Source organism: Gemmata palustris (assembly GCF_017939745.1).
Taxonomy (GTDB): domain Bacteria; phylum Planctomycetota; class Planctomycetia; order Gemmatales; family Gemmataceae; genus Gemmata; species Gemmata palustris.
The window spans coordinates 1,114,269-1,134,473 of the sequence record NZ_JAGKQQ010000001.1 but is presented as its reverse complement, the minus strand read 5'-3'; the positions used below and the strand labels follow the sequence as shown (position 1 = coordinate 1,134,473).

Sequence of the window (20,205 nt, the reverse complement as noted above, 5' to 3'; positions counted from 1 at the left end):
CATGGCCTCCAAAAAATGGCTCCCGCTCCGCGACCGGTTCCGCGCGCTGCTTTCGGTGATGCGCGCGTTCGTGCGTGTGAAAGACCAGCTCCCGGAAGACGGCTTCGATGACGCTTTCAGCGAACTCGATGATCTCGTTTACAACTTCCCGGACGAGATATTCACCGAGTTGAACGACGAACTGGCCGCGGTCGGTGAGTCCGATGCCGAATCGAACACCGGCCCTGTTGCACCGCTGATCCCAGGCGTGCCGTTCGATCGACAGATTCAAGGTCTCCGCATGCAGATCGAGCGCCTGGGCGAAGCGGTCGATGAACTCAGCAACAACGACGAGGATGAGGACGAAGACGAGAGCGACGAATCCGGGGGAACGGGCGCGCCGGAAGAACCGAAATCCGCGCCCAAAACGCTCGGCGAAGCCGGGCCGGGCAAGTCGCAGACGTACCGCGGCGACATTCGAGCCGCGGTGGGCATCGGCGGGTCGCTCGCGTTCGTGACGGTTCACCCGGAAGGTGCCCCGACCGCGCTGTACTGGCTCGACGTCGATAAGCTCAGCCTCCAACAAGACGCGCTGGAGTGCGGCGGAGCCGCGATCGCGGCCGACGGGAACACGGTCTACGTCGGCGGCACCGACAAGCGCCTCTACGAGTGCGGCAAGAAGGCGCCCAAACTCCTCGCGGGGCCGTTCGGCGGCGACATCGCGGCCATCGTGCCCGTCGCGAAGAAGCGCATCGCCGTCCTGAACGGCAAGCAGATCGACATCATTTCGGACAAGGACGGTGCGATCAAGCAGACGCTCGAACTCCCCGATACGGGGACGTGTTTGAGTGTGGACAAGAGCGGGTACTGGCTCGCCGCCGGGACCACAAAGGGCATCGTCGCGGTCTTCGACGGACAGGACAAGGACGAGTTCGAGCCGTCCGAGTCCGCGAAGCTGCACGACGGCGCGGTCACGGTCATTCAGTTCGAGCCGGAGGAGCTGCGGTTCTTCTCGGCCGGGGCCGACAACAAGTTACTCACCACGTTCGCACGCGGCAGCCTCGAACCGGAGGACAAGGGCCGTGCGAACATGCACGAGGACGTGCTGACGGCCCTTGTTCTGGTACCCGGCGACCGGTTCGTGACGGGCAGTCGCGACGCGACACTGAAGAACTGGCCGCGCCCGGGTGCCATCAAGCCGAGCACGCTAAAAGACGTAGTGGGCCGCGTCGTCGCGCTGGCGGTTGTGACGGTTTACAACCAGCCGCATGTCGCGGTCGCGTGCGACGACAACAGTATCCGGCTCATCAAGCTCGAAGCGGACGGGAAGTTCCCGGACGATCCCGTCACCGCGAAGGTGACCGGCGCCGCGGACTGGGTGCAGAACGAATTGTCCCAGCGATACGACCCGAAGCGCCGGGAGAAGGCGCTGCGGGTGCTGGCGGAGTGGAAGGATTCCGCCAGCATCGACATCCTCGGCGAACAAATCACGCGCGACCCCGACAACAAGATCCGCGAACTGATCGCGGACTTGCTGACGAAGAGTGACAACCCGCGCGTCGGGAAGATCCTCGAACGGGCGATCGGGCACGGCGACAGCAAGGTGCGCGAGATCGCGTTTAGGGGGCTGTTCCGGCCGCTGAAGCCGGACCTCCTCCCAATCGACCTCGCACTGAAGACCGGCCATGCCGATGTCGGTGTGCTCGCGATCAAGGCGCTCGAACCGCTCGCGAGGGCTGACGACCAGGCACTCACGCGGCTCGTGGACGCACTCGACGCGGCGAATTGGGACGTGCGGAAAACGGCCCTCAGTTCGCTCGAAACGGTGTACGACGCGAAGGCGCCCACCGCGAACCTCACCGCGCTCGGCTCGAAGCACGGCGACATCCGCGCAACGGCGCTGATTCGCGCTTACGAGCGCCAGTTGCTCGACGATCCGGCGGTGCAATCGGCTATTCGGCGCCGGCTCGAAGACGCCGACGCGGGCGTGCGGAAGGTCGCGTTCCTGCTCTCCGTGCTCTCGAAGCCGGAACTCGCGGGGGTGCTGCGTGCGAGCGACACGGAACTCAACCGCCAGTTGAACGAACTGGAAAAGGCCGAGAAAGCAGACAAAGCCGCGCCGCAATTGGCCACGGACGCGAAGGGCAAACTCACGCCCACAGATTACGACACGCTGTTGCAAGCGACCGCGAGTCGCGCGCTCGATACGTGCTTGCGTGGTGCCCGCGGGCTGGCGGTGCTGGGCGACCCGCGTGCGTTCGGCCTTCTGCTACAACTGAGCCGCGAAGAAGACGTGAGCGCCCGCGTCGATGTGTGCCGCGCGCTCGCCGCACTCGACGACGAACGCGCCGTGAACCGGTTGCGCTCGATGCTGTTCGACCGCGAAGCCTCGGTGCGCGACGCCGCGTACACCGCGCTCGTGAAAATCTTCGACAAGACGCCACTCTCCGTCGCAGAGTCGGGCCTGACCGCCGCGGACGAGGACGTTCGGCGCCGCGGGCTCGAGACGCTGATTCAGACGGTCAAAAAGAAGAAGCCGACCGCGCCCGGCGAACCGGGCTGGGATCTGCTCGTGCGTGCCCTCAATGACAGCACGTCGGGCGTGCGCAGCGAAGCGTTCAAGGCCGCGCTCAACCTGAAAATCGACGGCGGCGCCGCGAACACGCTCCGGTTCACACTTCAATCCATTCACCCGGCCGTGCGGCGCGAAGCGCTCACCGAAGTGACGGCGCAAGAGAAGGAAGAGTGGGCCGCGCCGCTCCTGTACGAGTTCTTCAACGACGCGGACCCCGGCTTGCGGAAGGAAGCGTTCGAGTTCGCCACGAAGAAGAATAAAGACCTCGGCGTCCTCGAAACGGCCCTCGCGTCGCGGTTCCCGGACGCCCGGAAACTCGCGGTCGAGGGCTTAATCAAGAAGCACTCCAAGGCCGCGCAGCAAGTGCTGCTTCGCGCGATCGCGGACCCGGACCGCGACGTGCGCCTGCTCGCGGTGAACGCCCTGGTCGATGACGACGCGAAGGGGCCGCTCAAGGAGGCGATGAAGAGCGACCGCGCCGACATCCGCGTGCGCGCGGCGGCGGCCCTCGCGAAGCACGGCGACGAGACCACGTATCTCCTGTTGACCGAACTCGCGTCCGCGCCCGAACCGCAGTTGAAAGAACACGTTTCGGACTGGCTCGACGCGGCCGCGAACGCGCTCTACGGCTTGGGCGAACTCGGCGACCCGCGTGCGCTTCACCTCGTGACGCCGTTACTCGACAGCCCGCACGCGCGGCTCCGCAAGGCGGCCGCACACGCGCTCGTGTGGGTTGCGAAAGCCGATACGATGTCGGCGCTGCGGTCCGCGCTCCAGAACTCCGACCCGGAGGTGAAGTACCGCGCCGCACTCGGGCTGGCGTACCTCGGGGACGCGACCGTCGTTCCGCTAATTCGCTCCACGGAAGGCAACGCGGTCGTCACGCCCGGGGAGCAGTTCACCGCGACCGTCGCTCTCGGCGCCGCGGCCGGCGTGCAGGGCACCGTGTACCTGGACAGCCCCGACGAGAAGCTTCGCGACCGGGCGCTGCTCGCCACGCTCCTGCTCGAACTGAAGGACACCGACGGCCAGCCGGAGAAGTGCATCGAGTGCGTCTCCGCGAGGGGAGCGCGGTTCCGGCTCACCGGGGCGCAGGCACTCGAATCGTTCGCCGATCCCGTCGCGTTCCGCGAGTTCGTTATCAAGGAAGTGAACGACCGCGGCGAGGACACGCCCTGGAAGGTCGCGCCCGAAGTGGTGGACGATCTCGCGAACCTGCTCGCGTTCGCCGAACCGCAACTCAAGGCGAAAACGGCGCTTCTGTTGTCGCTCTTCGACATCAAAGAACAAGCGGAGTGGAACGCGGCGTGGAGCGTTCACAGCACGCGCTTCGCGTCCGCGATCAAGGCGGCAAAAGACGCCGGAGCGAAGGCCGGGGTACCCGTCGCGTCGAAGATCACGCCGGCCCAACTCCGCGAACTCGCGTTCGGCGGGTACGTGGGCCTCGTGCGCGAACAGGGCGCGAGTGGGGGCGGTCAGCCCATCGGGAAGATTCGGCAAACGGCACTGTCGCGCATCTTCGCCATCGCCTCGAAAGATGCAACCTACAGTCGCTCCGCACAGCCGGTACTCGCGCAGGCGATGGGCGACCCCAACCAGCCGGTCCGCACGCAGGCGTTCGAGCACCTGCAAGCCCTCGGGATGGACAAGGCGCAGCTCGGGGCCGAAGCACTGGAAGCGGGCTTCACGGATCTGGGCGTGAAGGGTCTGGAACTCCTCACCGACGGTACGAGCGCGAAGAAGGGCGAAGCGGTCCTCGAGCGCGTGATGCTCGCGCGATCGGACGATCTGGCCATCGAAGCCGCGAAGCTCCTTCGCGACCGGCAGGGGAAGATCCCGGTCGCGAAGAAGGCTCTCGATGCCGTTTACGAACCGATGCGACTCCAGGCGGTGGAGTGGCTCGCGTCCGAGTACGAGGCGAGTACGGACGCCCAGAAATTCCTTCGCACCGCGGTGGAATCGCGCTACCGCAAGGTGCGCGAGAAAGCCGCCTTCGAGCTGGCCGGGAAGAAAGACGCCGTCGCGTATGATTCACTGGCGAAATTCCTCCGAGAAGCCGCCGACTACGGCTCCCAAAACGCCATCACCCAGGCGCTAACCGGGTTGGGCGACAAGCGCGCTGCGGACGCCTTCCTGGACCGCATCGAGAACGACCCGGCCGGCACCGCCGAAGTGAAGATGCTGCTCGGCGCGGCGGCCGGGTTCCGCGAACCCAAGACCGCGGACCGGCTCTTCTTGTTGTTCGACAAGCTGAAGGACCGGCAGGACGAACTCGACTCCGCGATCCTCACCGTCAGCGGGCACGACCAGTACGTCGCCGACCGCGAGGACGAGCACCCGAACGACCGCGCCGGGTGGATGAAGGACCAGCACCCGCGCCACGACGCGATCCTCGCGCGCCTCCTCGATCGCGCGTTCACCAGCGGCGACCCGGACTACATCGTCGGCACGCTGCTCGAGCCGGCGCGGTGGTCGCTCGGTCATGATGTGGACGCGATCTTCACCACGCTCTGCACCAGCCCGAACGTGCAGCTCCGGGACGCCGCCATCCAAGCTTACGGCTGGCGGGTCCGCAAGCGCAAGGCGCCGCCCGACCCGCTGCTGAAGGCGGTGAAGCACAAGAACCCGGTCACGCAGTTCTTCGCGGCCGAGGGGCTGGCCCGCGGCGGGCGCGGGGACGGGATGCAGGTGCTCCTGTCGGGCATCGAGTACCTCGAAGACACGAGCCACCGCGTGCGCGCCGTTCACGCGCTCGGCGAACTCGGTGACCCGCGCTCGGTCGACAAACTGCTCGCGCTCGCCACCGAGGACGGGAACCCGCTCCAGGAGGCCGCAACGGAAGCGATCGGGCACCTGAAGAAATCCCCGCAAGCGGACAACGTGTTCCGCCTCCTCGAAAAGCACGCGAAGGGGCAGACCGGCATCTCCCAGCGGGCGCTCGTGGGGCTGCGGTACTTCGACACGCCGAGCGGCTGGGACATCGTTCGCGCGAAGGTGAACGCGAAGGGCTACGGTTGGTTGTTGTCGCGCATTCGCTCCACGGCCGCGGAGCAACTCGGGTACAACGACGACCCGGCCACGCGCGACCTGCTGCTGAAACTGCTCCGCACCAACACCGACTATGAACTCGCGATGGCGGCGTACCGGAGCGCCCGCCGGTTGTGGGGCAAGGACTCGCTCGAACCGAACTACAACCTGATCCAGAACCCGAGCGCGAGTTCCTTCGTCGGCAACACGGGCGAGGACGGCGGCGCACTCGAGCCGGTCGTGAAGAGGGGTGACGCGCTCCGGCTCATGGACGTGTTCCCGAGTTGCCAACCGCAAATCCAGGGACAACTCGAATCCGCGCTGCTCACGCGCCCGAACCTGCCGGTAAAAGAGGCGGTCGCGTCACTGGGCCACGCGGACGAGGGAACCGTTCGGCTCGCAACCCGACTGCTCGGGCGTGTCCCAACCCCAGACGCGAGCGTGAAGGACGCCGTTGGAGGCGCCCTCACGAAGTGGTGGAAAACGTGGCAGGACCGCCGGGCGAAAGCCGGTGGGGCGATGCCATCGAGCGATGACGATGACGATGATTACTACGACGATGATGATAATGATGACGACTACGGCGGGACTAAGCCGAAGGGCAACCCGCTGTTGCTCGCCGGCGAGGTCGTCGAGAGCCTACTGTTCACCGCGGGGCGCGTCGGGGTTCAGACGGAAACGCTCGCGGGCGTCGCGAAGTCTCGGCCGGACGATCCGCTCGCGCGCGGTATTCGGCTCGAAGCCGTGCGGTGTCTCGCGCTCGGGAAGGTGACGCCCGCGGTTCTCGATACGCTCGAAGCGCTCGCGGTCGGGCCGGACGCGGACGTGCGCATCCTCAGCGCCGAGTTGCTCGGCCGGTTCGATGCGAAACGCGCGGCCAAACTCGCGGAGAAGATGCTCTCCGACCGGCCGGGGTTCAACCGGCTCGTGGTCGCGAAGGCCGTTTCCGCCGCGAACGTGACCAGCGCCGCCGCGAACGTTCACCTCCAGCCGGTCGCACTGCCGGTCTTCGTCGCCGAAAAGGACGTCAACACGCTGGCCGCGGTCGCAAAGGACCGCAAGGCGAACGAAATCGCTCGCCTCGGCGCGGTAGAAGGTTTGGGCGTGATGGCGACGGAAACCGCCGAGAAGGTATTGGTCGAAATCGGCACAGCGAAGGACGACGAGAAGGAACTGCGCAAGGCCGCGTGGCGGGCGCTCCGGCGCTCGAAGCGAGCCCGGGCACGCGGCGCCGCGAACACGCTCGCGACGATGCCAAAGGCGCTGAAGAAGGCCAAGCCCGGCGCGGATGCCAAGGGCGGCGCGGCCGAGGATGAATAAGGGCTATTTGTCGGGAGCCGGGGCACTCGGGAACCAGAGCCAGGGGTTTCAACCCCGGCTATTCCCAGCCCCCCTTCGAGGTCCGAACACGAGGACAGCCAGGGGCTTCAACCCCTGGGAGGATTCGCACGATGGCAACGACCGAGCCGACCGCCGAACTCGATACCGACGCTCCGCCCCCAGCGCCGTCCAGCGGGGCGCACCTCTCGTATGCGGGCGCGAGCCGCGTGCTGACGAGCGGGAACGCCGCGCAGGTGGAGATGTTCGGTAACCTCGACCGCGCCGCGGTGCGGTTCGATGCCACCATCAAGAACCCGCTGCGGTTCCGCGAGGCGCTCTCCGCGCTGTACGGCGTCATCGGCAGCGACTACCGGTACGCGCCCAAGGACCGCACGCAGTACATCGCGTACCTGCGGTTGAAGCGCGACGCGGCCCCGCTGGGCGTCTGGCACGCGCAGCAGGCGTACTTCGCGTGGATGCTGCGCAACGACCCGACCGCGCTCACGATCCTCGACCCGGTCGTGTCGGTCCACCCGGACCAGATCACGTTCGAGGTGTTCGGCAAGGACGAGAGCACCTACGCCTGCCTCGCGTTTCGGGGCGAGGCGTTCGACACACTCAGCGCGGCGCAGTACGGCACCACGAACATCGACTTCAGCGACGCGCTGTATTCGAGCGTGCAGCAGATCCGCGGGTACCGCGAGACGAAGTTCGCGATCGGGCACGACGCCGGAAAGCCCGCGCCGGAAACGCGCGGCGCGCTCCTCGAAAAGAAGATCCAGGTGCCGGACTCGTGGCTCCGCGGCTTCCTGCAAGTGCAGTCGGCCGCGACGCTGCCGTTCGACCACGTCCAGCTCTCGCCGATGGACCTGTACAACGTGCTGCGGCACCTGCGGATGAACGGCGACCGCAAGGGCAAGAAGCGCGGGCTGCGGTTCGAGCTGGTCCCGGCGCAGCAGCCGCGGATCGTCGCCGAACCGTGGGAAACGGTGTTCACCACCACGGGCGACGTGTTCCGCGGAAAGGCCGCGCGCCTCGTCCGCGTGTGGGGGCGCCGGCGGCTCATGACGATGAAGCGCCTGCTGCCGTTCGTGCAGAGCGTGGACGTGTACCTCCTGGGGAGCGGGCTGCCGAGCTTCTGGGTGTTCCGGTGCGGGGACATCACACTGACGCTCGGGCTGACCGGCTTCACCTCCGCCAACTGGTCGAGCGCGCTGGGCTTCGACCTGCTGCTGCCGCGCAAGACGCAGGACGGCGAGCCGACGAAGAAGGTGGTCGAGTACCTCGCGAAACAGTGGAAGGCGGATGCGAAGGAACTCGCGGCTCAAACGGGCGTGAAGGGCGCAGCGCTCGTCGAGGCCGTGCAGGTCGGGTGTCAGAACGGCGAACTGATGTACGACATCGCCAATGGCGTGTACCGGCACCGGCCGCTCACGGAGAAGCCGCTCGACCTCTCGCGCTTGCAGTTCCGCAACCAGCGCGAAAAGGTCGCGCACGACTTGCTCACGCGGCGCGGGGCGGTGCGCATCACGGGCGAGAACCGGATCGCGGGCATCGGCCTGGAACTGACCGGCACGGTGACGGTCACCGAAGAGAAGCGCGACTACCGCCCGCAGATGGTGCTCGCGGACGAGGGGCAGGTGCGCAAAGTGACCTGCACCTGTGCGCCGTTCCGCAAACAGGGCATCAAGGGCGGGCCGTGCGTTCACCTGATCGCGCTCCGGCTCGCGTTCGCGGAAAAAGAGTCGAAGAAGGCCAAGAGCGACGACGCGGTGAAGTTCGAGACGCGCGCGTTCGCCAAGCGCGACGGGGACGTCGAGAACGTCGTTCAGATCTCGCTCGAGCGCGACAAGATCAAGTACCGCTGGGGGCTGAGCGGCCAGACCATGCGGCTCCAGACGATGCGGTTCAACAGCGAGGCGGACGCGCGCCAGGCGTACTTCGCCAAGCTCGCGGACCTCGACTCCAAGGGATACCTCGACGCGATTGCGGAATAATAAGCAGTTTTCACCGCAGAGGGCGCGGAGAGCGCAGAGAAGAAAGTAGAGCGATACGCGGTTTTTCTCTGCGCCCTCTCGTGCCCTCTGCGGTGAATCCTTCGTACCGAGCCATCATGAGCACCACGACCCCGGCCCCCTCTCCCGACGCACAGACCCTGTGGCGCCTGATCGTTCAGGCCGGGGGGATGAAGGCGTACATCGACGGGCAGCTCCGCGAGCGCGGGTTCCTCGTCACGCGCCGCGACGCGGACGCGATGTCCGACCGCGAGAAGGACGCCTACAAGAAGGCGCTCAAGCAGGAGGCGGAGGAGCGCCGAAAACTGCGCCGCGAAACGTGGGGCGCGTACCGGGCGAACCACATCGTCCACCTCGGCGAAGGGGTGTTCTGGACCGACGAGCCGAAAGAAGACAAGTGGGACACACCGAACAGCGAGGAGCGCGCGGCCGAGAACGAACTGCCCGCGCTCGATAAGGCGGAGCAATTGGCCGAGGCGCTCGGCGTGACGATCCCGCAACTCAAGGGCATGGCCTACCACCGCGACGCGGCCACGAGCCTGCACTACGTGCGGTTCACGATCCCCAAGCGCGACGGCACCGAGCGCCCCATCTGGGCGCCGAAGAAGCGCCTGAAGGCGGCCCAGCGGTGGATTCTGCACCACATCGTCGAGCGCCTGCCGGTCCACGGGGCCGCGCAAGGGTTCTTGGTGGGGCGCTCGATCCTCAGCAACGCGCTGGTTCACGAGAACCCGAAAATCCTGCTGAAGATGGACATCAAGGAGTTCTTCCCGACGGTCACGGTAAAGCGCGTGAAGGGCGTGTTCCGCCGCGCCGGGTACCGCGACGGTATCAGCACGCTCCTCGCGCAAATCTGCACCGAGGCGCCGCGCGAGATCGTGAACGTGGAGGGGAAGACCTACTACGTCTCGCTCGGGCCGCGCTGCTTACCGCAAGGTGCGCCGACCAGCCCTGCGATCACGAACGCGCTCTGCCTCCGACTCGACCGCCGGCTCGCGGGGCTCGCGAAGCGGTACGGCTGGCGCTACACGCGGTACGCGGACGACCTGACTTTTAGCCTGCCGATGGAGCACAAGGGACAACCGAAACTCGGCTCGATGCTCGGGTGCGCCCGGCGCATTGTCGAAGCGGAAGGCTTCGAGGTGAAAACAGAAAAGACTCGCGTTCACCGCACCGGCGGCCGGCAGAGCGTGACGGGGCTCGTGGTCAACGGTGACAATACCCCGCGCACGCCGCGCAAGCTCCGGCGACAACTCCGCTCGGCGCTCCACAAACTGAAGACCGGCAAGCCGCTCAAGGACGGCGAATCGCTGGCCCGGCTGACCGGCTACGCGGCGTTCGTCTACATGACGAACCAGGAACTCGGCCGCAAGATGTTGGCCGACCTGCACGGCTTCGAGGACAAGCCGGAAGGCCCGGCAGTGTGAGGTTCCGTCAGCGATCTTCTGTAGCCGGGCCTTGTGCGACTGGAGAGCCACGGACGTGAGGCGTCCCGGCCGTTGTGAGGCCGGCTACAGAAGGATCACTCTTCCATACGATTTGGTATCAGTTCCGCTCCCAACGCGGAGCGCTCTCAACTCACGTCATCGCTCTCACCGACCATCAATCTTATACCTACACAATCGTCAATTAACCGGAACCGGACCGTTTGGGGCCAACGACTGCCCCAATACGTCGTTTCGCAGTTATCCGGCACCGAGCCGCCCCGTCACTCGTTCTGGATGGTTTCATGCTCCGCGCCCTCTCCGCTATTGCCGGTCTGCTGATTGCGGGGTCCGCAGCGCAAGCGGACGCGCCGAAGGTCACCGACTTGGTACGGCAACTGGAGACGGGCGGCGCCGGGGAGCGGGTGATCGCGGCCGAGCGTCTCGGCGATCTCGGCTCCGCAGCCGCCGACGCGATTCCGGCACTCACCCGTGTCGCCCGTAACGCGCGCCGCGGATCGCTCGAAGGCGACGCCGAGAGCCGTCGAGCCAACAAACATCTGTACGATGCGTGCCTGGACGCACTGACCGGCATCGGCCCCAAATCCGTGCCTGCACTTGTTGAACTGTTACCGGGTGAGAAGGATGATAACTTCGGGAGTGTTGCACGGCACATTCACTCGTTCGGCCGGGAAGCCGTTCCATCTGTCCCCGCGCTGGCAAAACTTCTGGCCGATGATAATCAGGATTTTCGGGTCAGGGTTGCCTACCTCCTCGAAGAAATCGGACCGGGAGCCGAACCCGCGATCCCCGAACTCGTTGGCTTGTTCCTCAACCCCAAGAATGAGAACGACAACCGTAAGTCGTCAGGTCCGCTCCCACCACCACCTCGGGTCGCCGCAGTGCGGGCGCTGTTGCGCATCGGTCCGAAGGGCACCAAAGCCGTTCAAGAAAAGGTGCTGCCGGTCCTGGCCAAAGAACTGAAAACCGGTGAGTCCGCTAGTGGCGGTAGCACCGAGGAGGTGCTGAGTGTACTCGGGGAATCCGGTGCTTCCATCGTCCCGGAAGTAATCGCGGCGATCAAAAACGGGGAACTGAAATTCGGACGCGAAGGAGCCGGAACAGCACTGCTCGGACTTGGGGTGACCGGCAGGCAGGCATTCGGGAAATTAATTGCTGGACCTGACATTGAAATGCGCAAGGAGATGCACGAAGTACTGCGCCGCTACCTACTGAACGAGCATTTCCCCACATACGATCCATTCGATACCTCACCACTCGACCTTACCCCGTTCGTTCCAGCGTTGGCAGCCATGCTCAAGGAGGGGGAACCGAGGCAGCGAATCGAAGTCGCGCGCACACTGAGCGACCGCGCAGACAAGGTACCGCGGGAGGTTGTGGACACGATCATCGGTCTGTTCCGCGACCCGGCGATCAAGAAGTGGATGGATCAGGAAGAGGGTGCGTGGCTGAGCGCACCCAATCTCAACAGCTTCGGCGAGGTCGGCACTCGTGCGCTCGTTCCGCTCCTCGACTCGGACTCGGCCGGGGTCCGCGAAGCCGTCATCGATCAACTCGGCCATCGAAAGTGGTCGGCGGGGGCGCTCCCAAGCCTGAGAAAATTGGCCGAAGCTTCGGACTCGCAATCGGCCCTTACCGCCGCGTTCTGCGCCGCCGCGTTAAGCCTCGACCCGAAGGACGCGGCCCGACTAGCGGACCGACGGTTCCTTCGCAATGACGACCCGAAAGTTCGAGAGTACGCAGCCGATTACCTGGGCCACCTCGATTCTCTCGGGGCACCGCACCACGAGGCGCTCATCCCGCTCCTCGAAGACAAGGATAAGGTCGCTCAATCCGCGGCCCGGACCATCTACGATCACGCCCCGAAAGGCTCCGCAGCGGCTCGTGCCTTCACGGATCGCAATCTGGTCAATGACCACAACAGTGGGCGAATTGTTCGCGTCCCCGAGCGCCAACCCGAACAGTTACCTGGCGTACCGGACCTGATTGCATCTGCAACTACCGAACGCGACGAATGGAAGCGCGCAAAGTTCGTACTCGATCTGGGCGATCGCGGTACAGCAGCGAAAGAAGCCGTCCCCGCACTAAAGAAGTTGCTGACAGACCCCGACCCGGCTCTGAGATTCGCAGCCGGAATCGCCCTCGCTCAAATCGAAAACGATCAGCCCGCGTTGCGGAAGTTGCTGACAGCCGAACTGGAGCGAGCTGCCCGCGGGCGCCCGGTTGCGTGGATCGCTACGGAGGCGCTGGAACGTCTACCACCGGACTTCCCGGAACTGATTCCGCTGATTATTCGGTGGCTCGAACACAGAAACGACGACATACGGTTTCTGTCCATCTTCCGGAAATACGGCCCAAAAGCGAAAGCTGCCGTACCAGCGATACACACCATACTGCGCGGTCCCAAAGTGCCGAACCACCACTACTTCGGAACCGAACTGAAGCCGGCGTGCGAAGCGCTCGCCGCAATTGGCCCCGACGCACGCGAAGCCTTACCAGAATTGCAGCGGCGGTTCGATACGGGCAGCATCGAAGTGGCTCTGGCCGCACGAGAAGCGATCCGAAAGATCACCGGTGAAAAGTAACCCGTGATTCCCCAGAAACTGGGTCGAAACTATTATTATCCGCCTGTCCACTAGCGTATAATTCTTGCGTCGGTGCGCCTTCTTGGGGATGATCTGCGTTTGGTCGGGTGGTCACAGTCCGCCCAGCGAGCCCCAACAGGTTAGTCGCGAGCGCGAGTGGATGCCGTCGGATGTCAGCCGGGAACCGCGGGATGTTAGCTGTTGTCAGCGTTTTTGGGTCAACGACGCGAGTCCACGAAGAGCGAAACACGTGCTGAAACTCTTGAAATATCAGCAGTTAACGCAATGTCCGGTCGGGATACTCACCCGAAGGCCCCAAAAATGTTAGCAATTGTTACCCCCGATCATGGACACGGGGCCAAAGAGCCCGTTCCGAGGGTCCGAATCGAAATGATAATTGATTCGTTGTTCCAACATGTGGCGAAGGTATTGTTTCGACAAAACACGAGTCGCGTTCACGTGCTTTGAACCGAGTCTCGCGGCTGTTACGTTTGCGTTGTTGTTTCGGTATGTCCGTCAGGGTACACTTGTCTCAACTCAAAACGATGCCGCGAGGGACGCCATGTTCACCGCAATGCTAGTCGCGTCACTGTTCGCGCCGGCGGCCGATCTCAACGAGGCCGCGCAGAAGGAACTGAAAGCGCTCGAAGGCGACTGGCTCCTCGTTTCCTGGGTCACCAACGGCACCGAGCGCGAACTGGCCGCCGACGAGCAGATCACAGTCACGGTGACCGGCGCGAAGTTCACGTTCGGCAAGTTCGGCGACGGGCAAGTCACCGCTCTCGACCCCTCCACCTCTCCCCCAATCATCGATTTCAAGATGCTCCGAAAGCCCGAATCCGGGGTGACAAACGAAGCCATTTTTAAAGTTGAGAAACACGTGCTCACGGTCGTCGTCTATCTGGGCGAGGGCAGTAAGCGCCCGGCGAACTTCGACGCGGCCGCGGAGAAAGAGTCCCAGGCCGCGAAGTTCGTTCTGAAGCGTGTCAAAAAGTGATTTGTAACACGCATATACGCGGTTAGTTTCCCAGAAACGGACCGTCTTCCTCTCCAGATTGCTAGAGCGTTTGTCTCGCAGAAGTGAGGACACTATGCTTGCGCGCCTTCGAGTCGCGGCGGCCCTGGCCGTGCTCGTTTTCCCGGCAATGGGTGCCGGTGCCGATATCACAATCGCGCCGACGCCCAAGTCGGTCAAAGACCCGGCCGACGCCTTGGCCGCCATGATCGACGGGCACCTCGCAAAAGACTGGGAGGCCCGCGGGCTGATCCCCGCCGAACAGACCGACGACGCCGAGTTCGTGCGCCGCGTGTACCTCGATGTCGTCGGGCGCGCGCCGAAGGCGTCCGAATCGCGCGAGTTCATCGAGAACGCGGCCCCCGACAAGCGCGTGAGGCTCGTCGATCACCTGCTCCGCATGCCGGGCCACGCGACCCACTTCGCGTCCGTCACGCGGGCGCAGTGGCTCCCGCAAACCACGACCAACTTCCAGCTCACGCAGTTCGGCATCCAGTTCGAGGCGTGGCTCCGCAATCAGTACCGTGACAACACGCCCGTCGATCGGGTCGTGAAGCGGATCATTACGGTCGGTCTGACAGTCAACACGCAGAACCCGGACTTCCGCTTCGTCCAGCCCAACGGCAACGACCCGGACGGCAACAACATTGTCGGGTTCTACTCCGCGAACGAGGGCCGGGCGGAGAACGTCGGGTCCGCCGTGAGCCGCCTGTTCCTCGGGATGAAGCTCGAGTGCGCCCAGTGCCACGACCACCCGTTCGCCCCGTACACCCGCGACCAGTTCTGGCAGTTCGCCGCGTTCTTCGCCGAAATGAACCCGCTCACCGGTCCGCGCCCCGGGTTCGTCGGGCCGCTCCAACCGCAGGCCGACCGCAACAAGATCGGCGTGATGGGCACCGACCGCAAGGTGAGCGCGACCTTCTTCGACGGTTCGAACCCAGCGTGGTCGCTGGAACGAACCCCGCGCCAGGAGCTGGCGAACTGGCTGGTCAGCGCGAAGAACCCGTTCTTCGCGAAGAACATGGCGAACCGGGTGTGGGCACACTTCTTCGGCATCGGCATCGTGGACCCGGTGGATGAGCCGGGCGAGAACAACCCCGCAAGCCACCCCGAACTGCTCAAGGAACTCGGCAAAGCGTTCGCCGAGAACGGGTTCGATAACCGGCTTTTGATCCGGGCCATCACCCGCACGAAGGCGTACCAGCTTTCGAGCAAGATGACGCACCCGGGCCAGGCCGACCCGCGCCGCTTCGCCAAGATGAGCCTGAAGGGACTCACGCCGTCGCAACTGTTCGACACGCTCGTAGCCACGACCGGGTTCCGCGAACCGGCCTTCATGCGGAACCAACAGAACTTCGGGTTCGTGCAGCCCAACAACCCGCGCAGCCAGTTCCTCTCGCAGTTCGCCAACACCGAGCGCGCGACGGAAACCAACACCACGATTCTGCAGGCCCTGATGCTGATGAACGGCAAGTTCATCGGCGACCAGACCGACCTCGCCAAGAGCGAGCTGCTCGCCGCGATCGTGGACATGCCGGGCTGGGACACCAAGCAGCGCGTGAGCAACCTGTTCCTGACCGCGTTCGCCCGCAACCCGACGCCGGAGGAGCTGGAAAAGTACGCCAGTTACGTGGACCGCGGGGGCGCAAAGAACGACAAGAAGCAGGCGCTCGCCGACGTGTTCTGGGTTCTGCTCAACAGCTCCGAATTCCTCTTTAATCATTAACCTCTCTGCGCCGCGCCCGCACTACAAGGCGCGGCTCCGCGCGAAATACAAGCACCAAACACTTAGCACCACTTCCGAGGAGCCGACCCATGTCTCAGATGAACCTCGACCGTCGTCACCTGCTCCGCGTCGGCGCGGTGAGCGCTGCAACGTCCATGTCCGGGTGGATGGGCCAGCTCGCGCGGGCCGCCGAAGAGAAGAAGACCAAGCCCAAGCGCTCGTGCATTCTGCTGTGGATGAACGGCGGGCCGAGCACCATCGACCTCTGGGACTTGAAGCCCGGTCACGAGAACGGCGGACCGTACAAGGAAATCGAAGCGGCTCCTGGACTGAAGATCGGCGAGCACCTGCCGAAGCTCGCAAAACACGGGAAGAATCTCGCGGTGCTCCGCGGGATGTCCACGAAGGAAGGCGACCACGCCCGCGGCACCTACCTCCTCCGCACGGGTCAACTGCCCGGATTCGCGGGCATCCAGTACCCCAGCATCGGCTCGCTGGTCTCGAAGGAACTCGGCGACTCGAAGTCCGAGTTACCGAACTTCATCAGCATCGCACCGCAGCGGTTCTTCGCACAAGAAGCGTTCGGCCCTGGCTTCCTCGGACCGGTTCACGCGCCGCTCATCGTCGGCGACGGCCAGTTCAACAACGGCCAGGGCGGGAACATCGATCAGATCCTCAAAGTCGCCGACCTGGACCGCCCGAAGAACATTGATGAGAGCACCAGCGCGGCCCGGCTCGACATGCTCCGCGACATGCAGGAAGAGTTCGCGACCACGCGCCCCGGCACGATGGCGAAGAGCCACGCCGCCGCCTACGACCGCGCCATCCGCCTCATGCAGTCCGAGGGCGGTAAGGTGTTCGACCTGACACAAGAAAAGAACGAAACCCGCGACAAGTACGGCCGCAACCTGTTCGGCCAGGGGTGCTTGCTCGCCCGCCGCTTGGTCGAAAAGAGCGTGCCGTTTATCGAAGTCACGCTCGGCAACTGGGACACGCACGGCCAGAACTTCGATCTCGTGAAGGGCTTGTGCGGCACGCTCGACGCGGCCTGGGCCGCGCTGATGGACGACCTCAAGGACCGCGGGCTGCTCGAGACCACCACAATCGTGTGGGCCGGCGAGTTCGGCCGGACGCCGAAGATCAACCAGGGCAAGGGCCGCGACCACTACCCGAACGCCTGGAGCACGGTCATCGCGGGCGGCGGCGTCAAGGGCGGTCAGGCGGTCGGGAAGACGAGCAAGGACGGCACCACGGTCGAAGAGCGCGTCACCCCGGCAGTGGACTTCCTCGCGACGGTGTGCTCGGCGGTGGGCATCGACTTCGAGAAGCAGAACATGTCGAACGTCGGGCGCCCGATCCGCATCGTCGACAAGGGCGCCAAGCCCGTCTCGGAGGTGCTCGCGTGAGTGCCGTAAAACAACCTCTCCCCGCCCCCTCCCCTAAGAAGGGAGGGGCTAAAGCAAAAACACGAGCGCTCCGTCATTTATGGTTTTGCTCCCCCTTCCTTCCTAGGGAAGGGGGCGGGGGGGTTAGGTTCTTCGTCCTCGCTCTCTTCGGTGTGGTGGGGCTGGCAGGTACGGTTCTCGCCGTGCCCGATGCCCCGGCCCTCGCCCCCGCGCCCAGAGGGAAACTGTCCAAAGTCGGCGCGCCGAAGCCGGAGGCACCGACGCTCGCTCCCGCCCCGCGACCCAGCGCGCCCAAGTTCGTTGCGCCGAAATTGAGCGACTCTTTTGAAGTTCTGGTCTTCACCAACCCGCGCCCGGTCCGCGTTCGCGTGGCCATCCTCCAAGAAGGAAAGGCGATCGGGGAGTTGTGGCGCGACCGGTTACAGAAGGCGTTCGATTTTTGTGACCGCGACGGCGACGGGTTCATCAGCGAAAAGGAAACACGGTTCGTCTTCTCCGATCAGGGGATGTCGCAACTGCTCGCGAACGGTTTCTACCAGCCGGGCGCGACCGGCGCGCCCACGCTCAGCGCGCTGGACAAGGACGGGGACGGGAAGGTCTCGTTCGAGGAATTCGTCACCTACTACAAGCGGACCGCCGAGCAGCTCATGCGCGAGCAGCCGGTCCAACCGGACAATGCCCAAAACGTGTCCGTGACGGAAGCCATCTTCAAGATGCTCGACGCCAACGGCGACGGGAAGCTGACGAAGGACGAAGTCAAGGCGGTCGAGAAGCTGCTCGCCACCCGCGACGCGGACGAAGACGAGTGCCTGAACATGCAGGAACTCGCGCCCGAACTGTACAACCCGGCCTTCGGCGGGTTCCAGCAGGTTCAAGTCGCACAACCACCGAACGGCGCGTACCCCACCGGGGCGAGTACCCAGATGGTCGTGCTGTACCGGTCCGGGCGGATTCCCGGGACGATCACGCAACAGGTCATCAAACGGTACGACAAGAACGGCGACTTTGAACTGACGAAGGCCGAAGTCGGCTTCGACGACTTGACGTTCCGGGCGCTGGACAAGGACGGCAACGGCACGCTCGATGGCGAAGAACTGGACGTGTGGCGGACCGGTGCGCCGGACCTCGACCTCACCCTTTCACTCGCGCCGAAAGCTGTTGATTGCGTCGCGAAGTTGAGCGACGAAAAGGGCGCTGCGGCCCGCGGATTCGTAATCAAACAGGTCGAAAACGGGCGTGTCGTGCTCCACGTCGGCCGGCAGCCGATCGACTTCTGGGCCTTCGCCCCCGTCGCGCAGTATTCGCAGGGCACACTGAAGCAGCAGTACGCGTACCTCTTCACCCAAGCCGCGGGCGGGAAGAAGTACATTGAGGAGAAAGACCTGACCGGCCCGAACGCGGTCCAGTTCCAGTTCGTGCGCGTGCTCTTCGACACCGCCGACCGCGACGGCGACGGGAAGATGACCAAAGACGAGTTCGATGCGTACTTCGACCTCCAGGACAGCTTCCGCAACATCAGCCTGAGCCTGACGCCCGCGGTGCAAACGCCCACGCTGTTCCAGTTGCTCGACGAGAACCGCGACGGGCGCCTCAGCGTGCGCGAGCTGCGGACGGCCTGGACCCGGCTCGTCGTGCTCGAAGAACCGGGGGCCGAGGTGCTCACCAAGAACATCATTCAGCCCTCGGTCGCGCTGCGGCTCGCGCGCACCTTCGACCGGTTCTACATCCAACAGGCGGCGGTCCAGCCGTTCAACGGGAACCCGAACCAGGTGATCGTGCCCACGAAGGGGCCGCTGTGGTTCCGCAAGATGGACCGCAACGGGGACGGCGACGTGTCCCGCACCGAGTACGTGGGGACCAAGGAAGAGTTCGACGTGATCGACGCGGACCACGACGACCTCATCAGCCTGACCGAAGCGGAAGCCTTCGACAAGAAGATGCGTGAGAACAGCGAGAAAGAGAAGCCCAGCCCACCGAAACCCGATCCCAAAACGGAGCGGGAACCGCTGAAAAAGTGATCGGGACACTCCTGAAGCGAACGACCCCGGCGGAATGTGCCCGCCGGGGTCGTATTCCGATCCGCGTCGCGATTAGCGCGTACCCGTCACCGCACTTCGACCGCTTGTCACGAGGAAGGCATCAACCGTGGTGCGTAGTCCGTCCTCGAAGGTGACGGCCGGGTCGTAGCCCAGGTCGGCACGAGTACGGCTGATGTCGGCCTGCGAGAACTTCACATCACCCGCGCGCGCGGGAGCAAAAGTCGGGGCGAGGCTCGTTCCGAAGATGTGGTTCAGCGCCTCGACCAGTTGAAGCAGTGTCACACTCCGACCGGTGCCGACGTTGTAGACGTTACCGGAAACGTTCGGGGCGACCGCGGCGCGCGTGAGAGCCTGCACCGCGTTCGCGACGAACGTGAAGTCGCGCGATTGGGTGCCGTCCCCCTGAATGCTCGGCGCGCGACCGGCGGCCATTGCCGCGGTAAACAGCGCGATGACGCCCGAGTACGGGCTGTCGGAGCGCTGGCGCGGGCCGAAGATGTTGAAGAACCGCAAGCGCACGGTTTCCAGGCCGTAAGTGTGCGCGAACGCCTGCATGTACAGTTCGCCCGCGAGTTTCGCGGCCGCGTAAGGTGATTTCGCCACCATCGGCAGGTCTTCCGTCTGCCCGGCCGAAGATGAGTTCCCGCCATAGGCGCTGGAACTGGCGGCAAACACGACGCGCCGAACGCCGGACTTTCGCGCGGCATCCAGCAGGTTCAGCGTCCCGGTGGCACAGGCCGCGTGCGTGACGGTGGGGGACTCGACACTCCGAGCGACCGACGCGAGAGCGCCGAGGTGGTAAATCACCCCCGCGCCGTTTGCCGCGCGTGCGACGGCGTCCGAATCGGTCAGACTGCCTTCGATAACTTCGACGTTGGGGTGTTGGGAGATGTTGCTCCGCAAACCGGTGCTGAAGTCGTCGAGTACGCGAACGGGAGATCCGCGGCGCACGAGTTCTTCGACGAGGTGCGAACCGATGAACCCGGCGCCGCCGGTCACGAGTGAAAGCTCAGACATAATGTGGTGTGCGCATGAGGAAAGTACACGTTGACCACCCGCCGCGGCCGGTGTCG

General features: G+C 64.8%; 9 protein-coding genes. 8 read left to right on the top strand and 1 reads right to left on the bottom strand.

Going from position 1 to position 20,205, the window contains the following annotated elements; all coding sequences use genetic code 11:
• Position 1 precedes the first annotated feature (1 nt).
• The 8 genes from J8F10_RS04590 to J8F10_RS04555 all read left to right on the top strand — a co-directional run bounded on the left by J8F10_RS04590 (position 2) and on the right by J8F10_RS04555 (position 19,111).
• Positions 2-6,901, top strand: a complete 6,900-nt coding sequence (locus J8F10_RS04590) for a HEAT repeat domain-containing protein (protein ID WP_210652682.1) — start codon at positions 2-4, stop codon at positions 6,899-6,901.
• 131 nt (positions 6,902-7,032) lie between these two features.
• Positions 7,033-8,898 (top strand): SWIM zinc finger family protein, encoded by a 1,866-nt coding sequence (locus tag J8F10_RS04585; RefSeq protein ID WP_210652681.1) that lies wholly within the window; start codon positions 7,033-7,035, stop codon positions 8,896-8,898.
• A 116-nt stretch (positions 8,899-9,014) separates the two neighbouring features.
• Positions 9,015-10,343 (top strand): reverse transcriptase family protein, encoded by a 1,329-nt coding sequence (locus J8F10_RS04580; RefSeq protein WP_210652680.1) that lies wholly within the window; start codon positions 9,015-9,017, stop codon positions 10,341-10,343.
• A 302-nt stretch (positions 10,344-10,645) separates the two neighbouring features.
• Positions 10,646-12,946: a HEAT repeat domain-containing protein gene (locus J8F10_RS04575; RefSeq protein ID WP_210652679.1), complete on the top strand. Its 2,301-nt coding sequence runs from the start codon at positions 10,646-10,648 to the stop codon at positions 12,944-12,946.
• A 562-nt stretch (positions 12,947-13,508) separates the two neighbouring features.
• Positions 13,509-13,943 (top strand): TIGR03067 domain-containing protein, encoded by a 435-nt coding sequence (locus J8F10_RS04570; protein ID WP_210652678.1) that lies wholly within the window; start codon positions 13,509-13,511, stop codon positions 13,941-13,943.
• Between the two features lie 94 nt (positions 13,944-14,037).
• Complete coding sequence (locus J8F10_RS04565) at positions 14,038-15,687, top strand: DUF1553 domain-containing protein (RefSeq protein WP_210652677.1); 1,650 nt, start codon at positions 14,038-14,040, stop codon at positions 15,685-15,687.
• 89 nt (positions 15,688-15,776) lie between these two features.
• A complete protein-coding gene (locus tag J8F10_RS04560; RefSeq protein ID WP_210652676.1) occupies positions 15,777-17,093 on the top strand; it encodes a DUF1501 domain-containing protein in 1,317 nt (438 codons plus the stop codon).
• A 182-nt stretch (positions 17,094-17,275) separates the two neighbouring features.
• Positions 17,276-19,111: an EF-hand domain-containing protein gene (locus tag J8F10_RS04555; protein WP_210652675.1), complete on the top strand. Its 1,836-nt coding sequence runs from the start codon at positions 17,276-17,278 to the stop codon at positions 19,109-19,111.
• 72 nt (positions 19,112-19,183) lie between these two features.
• Here J8F10_RS04555 and J8F10_RS04550 read toward each other — a convergent pair whose 3' ends face one another.
• Positions 19,184-20,149, bottom strand: coding sequence for an NAD-dependent epimerase/dehydratase family protein (locus tag J8F10_RS04550; protein WP_210652674.1), 966 nt, complete (start codon positions 20,147-20,149; stop codon positions 19,184-19,186).
• Positions 20,150-20,205 lie beyond the last annotated feature (56 nt).

Coding starts and splice junctions, on each gene's coding strand:
- J8F10_RS04590 (WP_210652682.1), top strand. CDS start 2: ATGGCCTCCAAAAAATGGCTCCCGCTCCGCGACCGGTTCCGCGCGCTG.
- J8F10_RS04585 (WP_210652681.1), top strand. CDS start 7,033: ATGGCAACGACCGAGCCGACCGCCGAACTCGATACCGACGCTCCGCCC.
- J8F10_RS04580 (WP_210652680.1), top strand. CDS start 9,015: ATGAGCACCACGACCCCGGCCCCCTCTCCCGACGCACAGACCCTGTGG.
- J8F10_RS04575 (WP_210652679.1), top strand. CDS start 10,646: ATGCTCCGCGCCCTCTCCGCTATTGCCGGTCTGCTGATTGCGGGGTCC.
- J8F10_RS04570 (WP_210652678.1), top strand. CDS start 13,509: ATGTTCACCGCAATGCTAGTCGCGTCACTGTTCGCGCCGGCGGCCGAT.
- J8F10_RS04565 (WP_210652677.1), top strand. CDS start 14,038: ATGCTTGCGCGCCTTCGAGTCGCGGCGGCCCTGGCCGTGCTCGTTTTC.
- J8F10_RS04560 (WP_210652676.1), top strand. CDS start 15,777: ATGTCTCAGATGAACCTCGACCGTCGTCACCTGCTCCGCGTCGGCGCG.
- J8F10_RS04550 (WP_210652674.1), bottom strand. CDS start 20,149: ATGTCTGAGCTTTCACTCGTGACCGGCGGCGCCGGGTTCATCGGTTCG.